This is a genomic window from Clostridium intestinale (genome assembly GCF_035905475.1).
GTDB lineage: Bacteria > Bacillota > Clostridia > Clostridiales > Clostridiaceae > Clostridium_T > Clostridium_T intestinale.
Genome location: NZ_CP121166.1, coordinates 3,773,925 through 3,788,096, shown reverse-complemented (window position 1 = coordinate 3,788,096; position 14,172 = coordinate 3,773,925). Strand labels below are relative to the sequence as shown.

The 14,172-nt window shown below is 31.3% G+C and carries 15 protein-coding genes; 7 read left to right on the top strand and 8 right to left on the bottom strand.

The features are described from left to right. Positions 1-108: 108 nt before the first annotated feature. The 3 genes from recR to dnaX form a co-directional block, all read right to left on the bottom strand. Entirely contained in the window at positions 109-705 is a 597-nt protein-coding gene (gene recR, locus P8F83_RS19335; protein WP_238905178.1) for a recombination mediator RecR, read from the bottom strand. A gap of 95 nt (positions 706-800) precedes the next feature. Beyond that, positions 801-1,145, bottom strand: a complete 345-nt coding sequence (locus tag P8F83_RS19330) for a YbaB/EbfC family nucleoid-associated protein (protein ID WP_073021619.1) — start codon at positions 1,143-1,145, stop codon at positions 801-803. 96 nt (positions 1,146-1,241) lie between these two features. After that, on the bottom strand, positions 1,242-2,867 hold the full coding sequence (gene dnaX, locus P8F83_RS19325) for a DNA polymerase III subunit gamma/tau (protein ID WP_326512323.1): 1,626 nt from the start codon (positions 2,865-2,867) through the stop codon (positions 1,242-1,244). A gap of 174 nt (positions 2,868-3,041) precedes the next feature. On the opposite strand from dnaX, the gene P8F83_RS19320 reads away from it, so the two are divergent. From P8F83_RS19320 to P8F83_RS19290, 7 genes are all read left to right on the top strand, one after another. Then, positions 3,042-3,833, top strand: a complete 792-nt coding sequence (locus P8F83_RS19320) for a thymidylate synthase (protein WP_326512322.1) — start codon at positions 3,042-3,044, stop codon at positions 3,831-3,833. Positions 3,834-4,190: 357 nt separating this feature from the next. Then, complete coding sequence (locus P8F83_RS19315) at positions 4,191-4,511, top strand: PadR family transcriptional regulator (RefSeq protein WP_021803892.1); 321 nt, start codon at positions 4,191-4,193, stop codon at positions 4,509-4,511. A 14-nt stretch (positions 4,512-4,525) separates the two neighbouring features. Further along, positions 4,526-5,185, top strand: coding sequence for a permease prefix domain 1-containing protein (locus P8F83_RS19310; RefSeq protein WP_326512321.1), 660 nt, complete (start codon positions 4,526-4,528; stop codon positions 5,183-5,185). Between the two features lie 2 nt (positions 5,186-5,187). After that, positions 5,188-6,102 carry a DUF4097 family beta strand repeat-containing protein gene (locus P8F83_RS19305; protein ID WP_326512320.1) on the top strand — a complete coding sequence of 305 codons (915 nt, stop codon included), beginning with the start codon at positions 5,188-5,190 and terminating at the stop codon, positions 6,100-6,102. Positions 6,103-6,348: 246 nt separating this feature from the next. After that, positions 6,349-7,026: a M15 family metallopeptidase gene (locus tag P8F83_RS19300; protein ID WP_326512319.1), complete on the top strand. Its 678-nt coding sequence runs from the start codon at positions 6,349-6,351 to the stop codon at positions 7,024-7,026. Positions 7,027-7,057: 31 nt separating this feature from the next. Then, the gene (locus P8F83_RS19295) at positions 7,058-7,759 is read left to right on the top strand and encodes a response regulator transcription factor (protein WP_326512318.1); all 702 of its coding nucleotides are present in this window, start codon (positions 7,058-7,060) and stop codon (positions 7,757-7,759) included. Further along, positions 7,746-8,852, top strand: coding sequence for a sensor histidine kinase (locus P8F83_RS19290; RefSeq protein ID WP_326512317.1), 1,107 nt, complete (start codon positions 7,746-7,748; stop codon positions 8,850-8,852). The genes P8F83_RS19295 and P8F83_RS19290 overlap by 14 nt, the downstream gene beginning before the upstream one ends. 44 nt (positions 8,853-8,896) lie before the next feature. On the opposite strand, the gene P8F83_RS19285 is transcribed toward P8F83_RS19290, so the two are convergent. The 5 genes from P8F83_RS19285 to P8F83_RS19265 are packed head-to-tail and all read right to left on the bottom strand — an operon-like array spanning position 8,897 to position 14,145. Further along, complete coding sequence (locus P8F83_RS19285; RefSeq protein WP_326512316.1) at positions 8,897-10,747, bottom strand: GTP-binding protein; 1,851 nt, start codon at positions 10,745-10,747, stop codon at positions 8,897-8,899. Between the two features lie 17 nt (positions 10,748-10,764). Further along, positions 10,765-11,565 carry a sulfate adenylyltransferase subunit CysD gene (gene cysD / locus P8F83_RS19280; protein WP_326512315.1) on the bottom strand — a complete coding sequence of 267 codons (801 nt, stop codon included), beginning with the start codon at positions 11,563-11,565 and terminating at the stop codon, positions 10,765-10,767. A 15-nt stretch (positions 11,566-11,580) separates the two neighbouring features. Continuing rightward, positions 11,581-12,321: an ABC transporter permease gene (locus P8F83_RS19275; protein WP_326512314.1), complete on the bottom strand. Its 741-nt coding sequence runs from the start codon at positions 12,319-12,321 to the stop codon at positions 11,581-11,583. Next, on the bottom strand, positions 12,287-13,126 hold the full coding sequence (locus P8F83_RS19270) for an ABC transporter ATP-binding protein (protein WP_326512313.1): 840 nt from the start codon (positions 13,124-13,126) through the stop codon (positions 12,287-12,289). Before P8F83_RS19270 ends, P8F83_RS19275 begins: the two co-directional genes overlap by 35 nt. Continuing rightward, positions 13,123-14,145 carry an aliphatic sulfonate ABC transporter substrate-binding protein gene (locus P8F83_RS19265; protein WP_326512312.1) on the bottom strand — a complete coding sequence of 341 codons (1,023 nt, stop codon included), beginning with the start codon at positions 14,143-14,145 and terminating at the stop codon, positions 13,123-13,125. The genes P8F83_RS19270 and P8F83_RS19265 overlap by 4 nt, the downstream gene beginning before the upstream one ends. Positions 14,146-14,172 lie beyond the last annotated feature (27 nt).

Genomic DNA, 14,172 nt, shown 5'->3' with positions numbered 1-14,172 from the left:
TATACTTATAATTCTATCATATTTGTAAACATATTCATATATCTTTTTAATAATTTATAAAATAAAACCATGTTCTTAGCTTATGCCTATCTAAAAACATGGTTTCTATTATATTTGTTTTCTTCCTTCAAGTGCCTTGGATAAAGTGACTTCATCTGCATATTCTAAGTCTCCACCTACAGGAATACCAGCTGCTATTCTAGTTACCTTAACATCGAGTGGTTTAAGAATCTTAGCTATATACATAGCTGTAGCTTCACCTTCTATATTAGGGTTAGTTGCAACTATTACTTCTTCTATATCGGAATTCATTCTAGCTACAAGTTCTCTTATCTTTATATCTTGAGGACCTCTTCCCTGCATAGGAGATATATTTCCATGAAGCACGTGATATACTCCATTAAATTCTTTTACTCTCTCCATTGTCATTATATCTTTAGGTTGCTCTACTACGCACACAACATTTTTTTCTCTACTAGGGTTAGAACATATAGCGCAAGGATCTTTATCTGTATAATTTCCACATACTGAACAGTATTTTATAGTTCCTCTAGCTTGAACTAAGGCTCTTGCAAAATCCTTAACCTCATCTTCTGGAAGATTTAATATATGTAAAGTTAATCTTTGCGCAGTCTTATTTCCAATGCTTGGCAACTTCGCAAATTCTTCTATTAATTTTTCTATAGCAATAGGATAAAAGTCCATTTATTTCCCTTCCTCTCAGAAACAATACAGGTGTGACTTAAAAATAATAAATCCTTAAGACACACCTAAATATTTCAATTTCTCATTCTAGTCTATTAAAATAGTCCTCCAGGCATTCCCATTCCGCCTGTTAATTTTCCCATCTTGCTTGATGTTTCTTCATCTGCTTTCTTTATAGCTTGATTTACAGCACTAAGAACTAAGTCTTGAAGCATTTCAACATCATCAGGATCTACTACTTCTGGTTTTATTTCTATGTGAGTTAATTCTTTTTTACCATTAACTTTAACTAAAACAGCTCCGCCACCAACTGTTGCTTCAAATTCAGCAACCTCTAAATCTTTTTGCACTTTTTCCATTTCTTGTTGAAGCTTTTGAGCCTGCTTCATTAAGTTATTCATATTTCCAAGTCCACCGCCAGGGAATCCACCTTTTGCCATGTCTTATCCTCCTTATAACAATAAATCTACTAATATTATATAGTATTTTATTTGACTATACAAACCTTTCCTTACTATATAAAGTATTTACAACTTTTATTCATCTAAAATTTCTAAAGCATCTTCTCCAATCGTATCTAAAAGTATTTCTTCAGTAGTTTTACCTCTAACTTCTTCAGTTATTACAGAATATTTAACCCTTACTCCATCCTTTAGAACTTCACTAAACACTTCATTTACTAATTTAGATGTATCTGGCTTTTCAAGCCTAGACTTATTAAAACCATATTGATCTTCATATTGAATTTCGATGACCCCATTATTACAAGATACTGGTTTTCCAGTGCTAAGAGAAGCGTATACAACCATAGCCCTTCTAGCTTTAAACCTCTCTAGTATATCTTTCCAAGCCCTCTTAACTTCATCTATACTAATTTTGGAATCTTCATTAAAACTAGTATTTATAGAAGCATCCTCTTTCTTTTCTGATCTTCTAGTGACTTGAGCTACTTTAGATTCCTTAACCATATCTGGTTCCTTAGTTTCTGCTTTTGCTCTAACAGCTATCTTTCCGCTTTTTATAGCTTCTTCTATTCTATTTATTCTAGATATTATTACTTCTTTAGAAGTATCATATTCAATTTTACACATCTTTATAGCAGCTAATTCCATATAGAGTCTTGCCTGCTTACTAACCTTTGAGCTTTCCTCACACTCTTGAAGGATTCTTATGTCTCTCATAATCTCTTCTATTCTTAAGCGTTCTCCTTGCCCTTTTATTAGCTCTATATTCTCTTCTGACATGTCTAAAACTTCTTCTGGATTATTTGTTACCTTAACCATAAGAAGGTTTCTAAAATGGCTTGTAAGATCTTTTATAAATAAAGACATATCCTTTCCAGAAAACACAATGTCCTCAATTACTCGCATAGTCTTCTCTATGTTTTTTTCTATAACAGCATCTGTTATCTTTAGTAAATGATCATTCGTTACAAGTCCAAGCATAGATACTAATTCATCATAATCAACCTTTCCATCTCCCATAGATATAGATTGATCTAATATACTAAGTGCATCTCTCATAGCCCCATCAGAAACTCTGCATATAAGAGCTAAGCTTTTATCATCTGCAAATACCCCTTTTTCCTTTACTATCTTTCTCAGCCTATTTACCATATGATTATTAGATATTCTCTTAAAATCAAACCTTTGGCATCTTGAAAGAATCGTAATAGGTAGCTTCTGTGGATCAGTGGTAGCTAAAATAAAAATAACATTACTTGGTGGCTCTTCTAGAGTCTTTAAAAATGCATTTACAGCCCCAGTTGTAAGCATATGAACCTCATCCAGTATGTATATCTTGTACTTAGCTTCTTGAGGAGGATATTGAACCTCATCAATAATATCTCTCATATTTTCTACTTTATTTCTAGATGCAGCATCCATTTCACTTATATCTATAGCTAAACCCTCGTTTATCTTTACGCACATTTCACACTCATTACATGGTTCTCCATCATGCGGATTAAGACAATTCAAAGCCTTTGCAAAAACCTTTGAAGTAGAGGTTTTTCCTGTTCCTCTAGTACCACAAAAAAGATAGGCATGGGCTATTCTATTAGTTAATATCTGATTTTTTAATGTAGTTGTTACATGTTCCTGACCTATTATATCCTCAAAGGTCTTAGGTCTCCACTCTCTATATAAAGCCTTATAAGCCAACGTAACCCACCTCTCAATTTCTTTAATATTCTTCTTATATTATATCTTATTATTGACTTAATTACATCAATGAGAACAAAAGTTCAATAAAACAATTAAATTAATTTTACATAATCGCCGACTTATTATAAAATTAATGTAGGATTTTTGGAAATAAGAAAGGATGAATAATTAATGAGTCTTTATGATAAAAAATATTTAGCAATAGCTGAAGAAATTTTAGAAAATGGATACTTCGACAACAACAGAACGGGAATCAGAACTTATAAACTTCCCCATCAAATAATGCAATTTAACTTAGAAAAAGAATTTCCTATATTAACAACAAAATTTGTAGCTTTTAAAACTGCTGTTAAAGAACTTCTTTGGATATTTAAAGATCAATCAAATGATGTAAAGAAACTTCAAGAGCAAAATGTATCCATATGGGATGAATGGATTCAAGATGATGGTACTATAGGAACATCTTATGGATGGGTAGTAAAAAAGTTTAATCAAATGGATAATCTTTTAGAAGCTTTAAGAAATAATCCTCAAGATAGAAGAATGATGATTAACCTTTGGCAGATTCCTTATTTAGATACCGCTCCACTTCATCCTTGCTGTTTCTTAACTATGTGGGATGTAACTGACGGAAAACTTAACTGTATGCTTGTACAACGTAGTGGAGATTGGGGACTTGGAGTTCCATTTAACACCAGCCAGTATGCAGTATTAGTTCATTTAGTAGCACAAGCAACAGGATTAAAACCAGGTCTATTTACTCATGTAATTAACAATGCTCATATATATGAAAATCAAGTAGAAGGACTTAAAATTCAACTAGGAAGAGCCAATGAAGCTTATGATGCACCTAAACTTTGGATAAACCCTGAAATTAAAAACTTCTACGATTTTACACCTGATGATATTAAACTTGTAGATTATAAACATCATCCTTCAATCAAGATGGAAGTGGCTGTTTAATCAGCTATAAATAAGGAGTCTCGAAGAGGCTTCTTATTTTTTATACAAAACCTTTAAGTCTAATAATTTCTACACTTCTATGTTCCTATATTCCTGTGTTTCTGTGTTTCTGTGTTTCTGTGTTTCTGTGTTTCTGTGTTTCTGTGTTTCTGTGTTTCTGTGTTTCTGTGTTTAGGAATTTTAACATAAAATCTGTTTATACAATAGTTTTCTGACAAAATTAAAATAAATTTATCCTAAATTACTAATTTTATAAACTTAATATTGTTTGCTTTTTTATTCAGATATACCTTGACAGGCGAGGTATATATTTATATTATATAACTATAGAGACGATATATTGCAAAGGAGGAAACTATGTCTATTGCATCAGATTTGATTAGAGGTCATACAGAGACTATTATTTTATCTCAATTATTAGAAAAAGATAGCTACGGCTATGAAATAAATAAATCCATACAAATGAAAACAAATAATGAATACGAATTAAAAGAAGCAACTTTATATACAGCTTTTCGTAGATTAGAACAGGCAGGTTTAATAACTTCTTATTGGGGAGAAGAAAATACAGCTGCCAGAAGAAAGTACTACTCAATAACGAAGCTTGGGCGTGAATCTTATACTTATAATAAAGCGGAATGGGAAAGAACAAAAAAACTAATTGATAGTTTAATTTAATGGAGGGGTTATTAATGAATGATAAACTTTATAGATACGTTAACAACTTATTTGAAGATGCACCTAAAAATAAGAAAACTTACGACTTAAAAGAAGAGCTGCTTTCAAACTTAGATGCGAAATACACTGATTTAATGTCAGATGGATATCCGGAAGATGAAGCTTGCAATATCGTTATTTCAAGTATAGGAGATGTGGATGAATTAATTAATCGCCTTAACTCTCCAGATGAAGTTAACTCGGATTTAATTGATGAAAGAAAAAAGAAATCTGCTTTATTAGTAGCTGTAGCAGTTGGATTATATATCTTGAGTCCTTGCTTTATAATAATTTTTGATATTCTTTCTCTAAACGAGGATTTAGGAATTATACCTATGTTTATATGTATAGCAATAGCTACTGGAATTCTTATATATACAGGAATGACTAGTCCTAAATATCTTAAAAAGGATGAAACCTTGGTTGAAGAATTTAAAGAATGGAAAGCTGCTAATTCAGAAAATGTGCGAATTAAAAAATCAATCACTTCTGCTATGTGGATTACAATTGTATCTATATATCTTGTTATAAGTTTTTATTTTAATGCTTGGCCATTCTCTTGGATAATTTTTGTCATAGGTGCGGCAATTGATCAGATTATTTCAGCTGCCTTCGACTTAAAGAAAAGGAGGTAGTTATGAATAAAAAGTTTGCTATAGCAAGAATAATTGCTTCTTCTATATTAGCAATTGTGTCTTTATTTATATTAGTGTCTTTAATACGTGGAAACTTTAGTCCTACAGATTTTATATTTAGATTAAATAGTAAGTATAATTCTACAAACGAGCTGACAGCTTCTATTGACTCTATTAATAAAATAGACTTAAGAAATTTTGGAAGTGAACTAGTAACTATATATCCTACAGATTCTACTGAAGTTAAGCTTTTGCAAAGCTCAACTTCTACTCTTAAAAATGAAGATTTAATTTCTATTTCAAAAGAAGGTAATTCTCTTATATTTACTAAACCTAACAAAATTAGATTCTTTAGTGTGAAGATTTTTTCTCAGAAAATAGACTTATATATACCAAAAGATTATTCTGATGATTTATCTATATCTATGTCCTCTGGTAAACTTTCAATGGATGGTCTGAACTTTAAAAATTTAGATGTATATCTTAGTTCAGGCACTTGTGATTTAAAAAATCTAACTGCTGAAAACACGGATTTGGGATTGTCAAGCGGTACTCTTAATGGGAAAGCTATTAAATCTAACATCATTACAACAGATATTAGTTCTGGTAAGTTAGTGGTAGAGGGAGAATTCTCTAATATAGATACTCAAACCTCTAGTGGTAGCACAAAAATATCTAGCAAAATAACTCCTGAAACCTTAAGTTCTAAAGTATCTTCTGGTAAAACAGATATATTACTACCTGATAATAATGGTTTTGAAGTTAGATATAAAAGATCTTCTGGAAGTATAGTGTTGGACTTCCCCCTATCCGACTTTAATAAAGATAATAAAAGTGGTGTTGCAAAATATAAAGATGGAGGTAATGCTTATAATCTAAGTGTTTCTTCTGGAAAGCTAACTTTAGGAAAATTATAATATTATAAGTGGCTAAAAACTAAGTGAAAATCTAGTTTTTAGCCACTATTTTTATATAATCTAACGAATTTCTTAAATATACTAACTTATTAATAATTTCTTTAGGTTTCTTAAGGTTTAATTATAAGCCTCTTTAATAATTATCTGTAAAATTGCCTTATTGAACTTATTCTCGCAGGGAGCAATAAGGCTAAAATCTTGCCACTTTGGGCTAGATATCAGATAAATATTTAGGAGGTATAAACTGTGAAGAGGTATAATAAGAGAAGGAGAGGTAATAAAAAAGTATTTTTATTAATATTACTACTGATACTAATATTAATTAGTTTTCCTAAACACTTAATAAAATCCTCTATAGACAATTCAAAGGATTATTCTAGTATTTTGTTGCTTGTAAATAAAGATAATAAATTAGATAAAGATTATAAGCCTGATGACCTAACTATACCAAATGTTAATTTTTCCCCAAACTCAATTGAGGAAGAGCATTTTTTGAGAAAAGAAGCCTCAACAGCTTTAGAAGAATTATTCAATGCTGCAAAAAAGGATAATATTTATTTATACTCCTTATCTGGATACCGCTCCTATTCTACTCAGAAAGCAATTTATGAGAGAACTATTAAGCAGCAAGGGAGAAAACATGCTGACGAATACGTAGCGAAACCAGGATACAGCGAACATCAAACAGGTCTAGCTATGGATGTAACAACTAAGGATTCTTATGTGATTTTCGAAAACACTCCAGAAGCAAAATGGCTATCAAAAAATGCTTATAAGTATGGTTTCATTATAAGATATCCATTAGGGAAAGAATCTATTACTGGATATAGTTACGAGTCTTGGCATATACGTTATGTTGGGAAAAAGGCTTCAAAAGAGATATTTACTAAGGACTTAGTATTAGAACAATACCTAGAGAAATAATTTTGTATTATAATCTACTGGGGTGATAAAATTGAGAGAAAGAATTTTACTTGTAGACGATGACAAAGAAATATTAAACCTTTTAAAAATATATTTGGGTAATGAAGGTTACTCAATCCTTAAGGCATCAGATGGATATTCCGCTTTACATATGTTAAGTAAAGAAACTCCCCATTTAGTAATTTTAGATGTAATGATGCCCGGTATAGATGGTATAGAAGTGTGTAGAGAAATCCGTCAAACTATGAATATACCAATAATAATGCTCAGTGCTAAGGGACAAAACACAGATAAAATCACCGGCCTTTTAACTGGAGCTGATGATTATATAACTAAACCTTTTGATCCCTTAGAATTAGTTGTTCGTGTAAAAACCTTATTGAGAAGGACTTATTTATTCAATAACTCCTCTGAAATAAACAAAGATGATGATTTATTAGAGCTTGGTAATTTGTCTATTAGGAAGTCTACACATTTTGTTTCCGTAAATGATAACGAGATAACCTTAACTGCTAAAGAATTCGATATACTGATTCTTTTAGCAACAAACCCTAGCAGAATCTTTTCTAGCGAAGAAATATTTGAAAAGATATGGAAAGAAAAGTATTACCAATCAAATAACACCGTTATGGTTCATATAAGCAATCTTAGAGATAAACTTGAATATTATACCGAAGGTGAAAAAATCATTCATACTGTTTGGGGGGTGGGATATAAAATTGAAAAAATCTGATATTTATAAACATGAATTACTATTATTATCTATGTTTATTTATCCAGTATTGCTTACTGGTTTAATCTTTCTAATGTCCTTAATTATTTGGAAAGCTTTTTTATTTTTTATAGTTAGTGATAACTCAACTTTAACAATGTATATATATAAATTTAGGTTATTATTGAACTTTGATTTGATTAAAAATATCTTTGCAATCTTTATATTCCTTTTTAGCTTTCATATGGTTTCTAAAAATAAGATTATATACTTTTTAGAAATAAGCAATCAAGTAAAGGATATATCTAACGGTAATTTTAAAGCTCGTATTCCCGTAAATCCAAAACTTTCATTAGGAGGTTTTGCTAAAAATATAAATACCATAATGAGTAAATTTAATGATGCCATTTTAGAAGAACGTAAATCTGAGCAGACTAAAAGAGATCTTATAACTAATATATCTCATGATTTAAGAACCCCTCTTACTTCTATAATAGGATATTTAGAACTAGTTGATTCAGATAAATATAAAGATGAACTTACCTTAAGGCACTATACTAATATAGCCTACTTAAAATCTAAAAGATTAAAATTTTTAATAGATGATCTGTTTGAACTTACTACCTTAAATAATTATGGACTTAAACTATCTAAAGAAAATATAAATCTAATAGAGTTATTAAATCAAATTACTCTTGAGAATAGATTGAATTTTAGAAAAGCTAATATGGAATGTAGGTTATATTTTCCTGATGAAAAAATCTTTATTTTCGGGGATGTAAATAAATTAGTAAGAGCTTTCGAAAATCTCATAACTAATTGTGTAAAACATTCTAAGTCTAGTCCTTTTATAGATATATACGTACATAAAAATGTTGATAAAGTAATTCTTAAATTTATAAATTATGGTGAACCTATACCAGCTATAGACATCCCCTTTATATTTGAGAGATTTTATAGAGTTGAAAAATCTCGTTCAGAAGAATCTGGGGGATCAGGCTTAGGACTCGCTATAGCTAAAAATATTATAGAACTTCATGAAGGAAATATAATTGTTGAAAGTTCTATAGAAGAAACCTCATTTATTATAACTTTTCCCATTAGCTCTACATAGAAAAAAGACTCACTATACCAGAGAACATAGTGAGTCTTTTCTATTTATATATAATATTCTACTGTTAAATTAAGAGTTTCTAAAATAGCTTCTGCTTTTTTATCTGAGTTAAATTCAGCATCATCTATATAGAGAGAAAGTGTTGGATAATCTGATTTTTCATATAGATATTCCTTTGCATTATCATTCTTAAATGCATTTGGATTTCTCTTTTTGCAGATTTCACTAGGAGCTTCTACATATATTTCTGTATAGCTGTCTTTACCTATGATATCTTTTGCATATTCTCTGTCTTCTTTGAATCTACTTACTGCTGAAACTATTGTTATTGTTCCACTATCTGCAAAAAGATTCGCTACTTCTGCAATTCTTCTTGTTTGTTCATACGTATCTTTTCTATCAAATGCTAAGTCTGAACTTAATCCGAATCTTAAATTAGAGGAGTCTAAGTAATATACCTTTTTACCTAAATCAAATAATTTCTTTTCAAGCTTAACTGCTATCTCATTTTTTCCGCAACCAGGAAGCCCTGTAAGCCATATTACTTTTCCTTTTTGATTAAGCTTAGCTTCTCTTTCTTTCCTAGTTACAAGTCTTTTTCTAATTGCTAGATTATTAGTTTTAAGCTCTTTAATTTCTCTTCTTAAAGAATCCTCAACTCCAGATATAATTCCACCGCCGCTTACATCATATCCATCTACAATTACAAATCTTCCTGTAGCTTGAAGTTTTGTGAATTCATCAAAGCATATAGCGTGCTTTGTTTTTATTGTTACTTCTGCTACGTCATTTTTATTGATTTCTGTTAAATCAGCTTTGCTCTCTAATGTTGCTGCATCTATTATCTTGTTCACTGATAAAACTTCGAATTCAACTTCATCTGTAGTTATTTTAAGTTTATACTTTTTATTAGCTACAAGTGGAGTTTTTCCAAGCCAGAATATATTTGCATTAAATACATTGGCAACTGTAACAGGATCATCTTTATGGCAGATTACTTCTCCTCTTTTATTAAAGAATTCATCTTCAACCGTTATTCCTACAGACATTTCGGCTGTTACTTTATCTGTTTTATCTTTTTCTTGCCAGTATTCTATAGTTTTAACCTTTGTAGTTTTTCCGCTTGGATATATAACTATTTCATCTCCAGTTTTTAGAGTTCCTGCTTCTAATCTTCCTGCTATAATTCTTCTTGTATCGAATTTATATACATCTTGAATAGGGAATCTTAAGCCTTTACGTTCAATTCCTTGATCTTTCTTTATACTGTCCATAGTTTCTAGGATTGAGCCACCCCTATACCAAGGAATGTTTTTAGCTTTTGAAACTATATTTTCTCCATAGAAGGCTGATATAGGAATATACCTTTCTGGATATATATTTAAGTTATTTAGGAATTCATTAAATTGAGTTTGTATCTCATTAAATCTTTCCTCTGAATAATCAACTAAGTCCATCTTATTTACTGCTACATATACTTTCTTTATTCCTAAAAGTGAAAGTATATATCCATGTCTTTTGGATTGCTCTTGGATACCTTCTTTAGCATCTACTACTAGTATTGCAGCTTCTGCACTAGCTACTCCTGATATCATATTCTTTAAAAATTCCTTATGTCCAGGTGCATCTATAATTACGTAATCTCTTTTTTCAGTAAAAAATTGAAGCATTGTTATATCTATTGTTATACCTTGCTTTTGTTCTTCTTCAAAAGCATCTAAAAGGTACGCATATTCAAAGCTTTTTCCCTTCTCTGCTGATATTCTTTTCACCTTCTCTATAGCCCCTGCTGGAAGTGAATCTGTATCATAAAGAAGTCTGCCTATAAGGGTTGATTTACCATGATCTACGTGTCCTACAACTACTATATTTAAATTTTCTCTTTCCTTACTCACTATGTTGCCCCCCATTCCTACATGTATCCAAGTTTTCTTAGTTTTTGTAATGCATGTGCATCCTCTTGGTCTTGTGCTCTACCTGATCTTTCAGTTTCCTTGGTATTTTTAAGTTCTTCTATGATTTCGTCAATAGTAGTAGCATTTGAGTCTATAGGATTTGTACATGGTGCACAACCTAAGCTTCTATATCTCTTGCCATCTTTAGCAAAATACAAATCAATTAGAGGAATGTTTTCTCTCTTTATATATTCCCACACGTCAAGTTCAGTCCAGTTTAAGATAGGATGGACCCTTATGTGATTTCCTTTTCTGAAGTCTGTTTTGAATTGGTTCCATAGTTCCGGTGGTTGATCAGTATAATCCCATTCGGATTCAGAATTTCTTTCACTAAATATTCTTTCCTTAGATCTTGAACCTTCCTCATCTCTTCTAACCCCAACTATAAGTCCATCAAACTCTTCTCTTTTTGTGATTTCATTAAGAGCATCTGTCTTAAGAGCTTTACAACATACTAATCTTCCTTGCTCTGGGCCCATTCCTTCTGCTAAAGCCTTATGATTTGTGTTTACTATAAGATTAAGATTATATTCTTTTGCTACCTTATCTCTAAACTCTATCATTGCTGGTATTTTGTGAGTTGTATCTACATGTATTAATGGAAACGGACAATTTCCATAGAAGGCTTTTTGAGCAAGCCATAACATTACTGTAGAATCCTTACCTATTGACCAAAGCATACCTAACTTTCCTAAATGCTTATATGCTTCTCTTAATATATAAATACTTTCTGCTTCTAATCTATCTAAATGATCCATTTGATAGCCCCCTTCTTATTTAACTTCTAATCCACACTTATATCTAATATTTCTCTCTAACTTTTCGAATACTAATTTATCAAAAATAAAACCTAACAATATTATCACTATCATAATAGCCATTACTTGGCTTATATCTCCAAGTTCTCTCCCAACTGTAAGGACCTGCCCCAGTCCCTTAGTTGCTGACATCATTTCTCCAGCCATTAAAGCTCTCCAAGCAAAGGACCAGCCTTGCTTCATACCAGATATTATAGCCGGAAGTGCTGATGGAATTATTACGCTCCAATATAGCCTAAAGCCTTTTGCTCCCATAGTACTTGCTGCCTTAACATATATAGGATTAACATTTTTAATACCTGATTCTGTAGCTATAGATATTGCAAATATTGATCCTATAGCTATAACAAATATAATTGCCTGCTCATTTATTCCAAACCAAAGGATTGAAAAAGGTATCCAGCATATACTAGGTAGTGTTTGAAGCCCTAATATCATAGATCTAAAGTTTTCATCCAAATATTTATATCTTACAATTAAAAGTCCTAAAGCTATTCCTACTACTAAAGATATTAAATAGCCTATGAAAAGCCTTTTTATACTAGCTGCTATAGCTATAAACAAAGTATTATCACTTATAAGTTCTCCTAAGGTTTTGGCTACATCTATTGGAGATGGGAAAATATATGGCTTCCATATCTTAAATACATCTACTCCAAGTTTATAAACCAGCTCCCAGATCATTAGTAGAATCATATAAAATGCTACTTTCTTTAATACTCCAATCACTATCGTATTCTGCTTTTGCAACCTTCTCCACCTCCTCTTTAAGTTCTTTCATGATTTCAGCGGTTACTGCTGCAACATCTAGATTCCCTTCTTCTCTAGGTCTTCCAAGCTGTATCTTAAATTCCTTTTTAACTCTACCAGGGTTAGCTGCCATTACAATGACCCTATCTCCTAGTAAGATAGCCTCCTCAACATTATGCGTAACAAATATTATGGTTTTTTTAGTTTCCCACCATATATTTTGAAGTTGTAATCTTAAGATACTTTTAGTTTGAGAATCTAATGCTGAAAAAGGTTCATCCATAAGTAGTACATCTGAATCTAGAGTTAATGCTCTAGCTAAAGCTATTCTTTGCCTCATTCCTCCTGATAGTTCATGTATATAAGAGTTTTGAAACTTACTTAAATGCACCATTTTTATATACTTTAAGGCCTTTTCTCTTCTTTCTTCTTTTGGAACTCCTGCTACCTTCATTCCAAATTCCACATTATCTATAACCTTAAGCCAAGGAAATAATGCTGATTCCTGAAACATTACCGCTCTATCTGGCCCAACACCTTTTATCTCTTTATCATCTAAAAACAATCTACCTTCTGTAGGTTTTTCAAGCCCCGCAATTATATTTAACAAGGTGGATTTTCCACATCCTGAAGGGCCTAAAAGACATATAAATTCCCCCTTTTTGAAGGTGAGATTTATAGTATCTAGGGTGTGTGTATCTTTATGCTTCGTTATAAATCTTTTGCTTACTGCTTCTATTCTTAAACTCACCTGGTATCCCCCTTAAGTAGAACTTTATTAAGTATATCTAATTCAAATAAATTGCTTCCTTTATACTCTTCTTTTATAAAACTAACCCTCAAGGATAAATTTATCATCTCGTTCATAATTTCTGGATTTGGGTCATTTGTTACTGTAATTCTACTGAAAGCTTTTTCTAATACATCTTCATCTAAAGATTTTTTAGTCAGATTCTTTATTTCCTCATTAACCAAAGAAGCTGCCTCTTTTTTATTGTTATTTACATAGCTTGTCAGTTCTACATGGGCTCTTAAAAAATTTTCCACTACATCAGGATGATTCTCTAAAAATTCCCTACGGGCTATAACAACAGTTGTAGGATATTCTCCATTTCTCCATATATCGTTATAGTCTAGAACTAAATTAGCGCCTACTTCTTTTTGTAATCTAGCTCCCCAAGGTTCTGGAACTAAAGCTCCATCTATATCTCCTTTATCTAAAAGAGTTTTTATATCTGCATTAGTAGCCTGGACTACATCAACAGTTCCACCTTTAGTTGTTTCCATTAATCCATTTTCTCTTAATAGATATCTAAGACATAAATCCTGAGTATTTCCATACTGAGGTATAGCTATTCTCTTCCCATCTAAATCTTTAACAGTTTTAATATCAGAATCCTTTTTAGATACTAAAATAGCTCCAGCATCCGTAGATCCAGCAATAATAACCACATCTCCTTTGGATTTTGTAAATCCATTTATAGCTGGTCCAGGTCCTATAAATCCTAAATCAAGTTCTCCTGCTAGAAAAGCCTCTATTTCTGAAGAACCTGCATTAAATTGCTTCCAATCAATAGTAATGTTGCTTCCTAAAGCTTTCTGATAATCTCCTCTGTTTTTACCTATCAAAGCTTGTGAATGAGTAAAATTTGCAAAAAAACCTACTCTTACTGTAGAAGAATCTTCATTACTTTTTTTAGAATCACAGCCTACTAACATTGCAAGGATAAAAATAAAACTTAAAGCTAGGCTTATGGTTCTTCTCCCCATGCTTCTCCCCCTTCTTAGATTTTATAA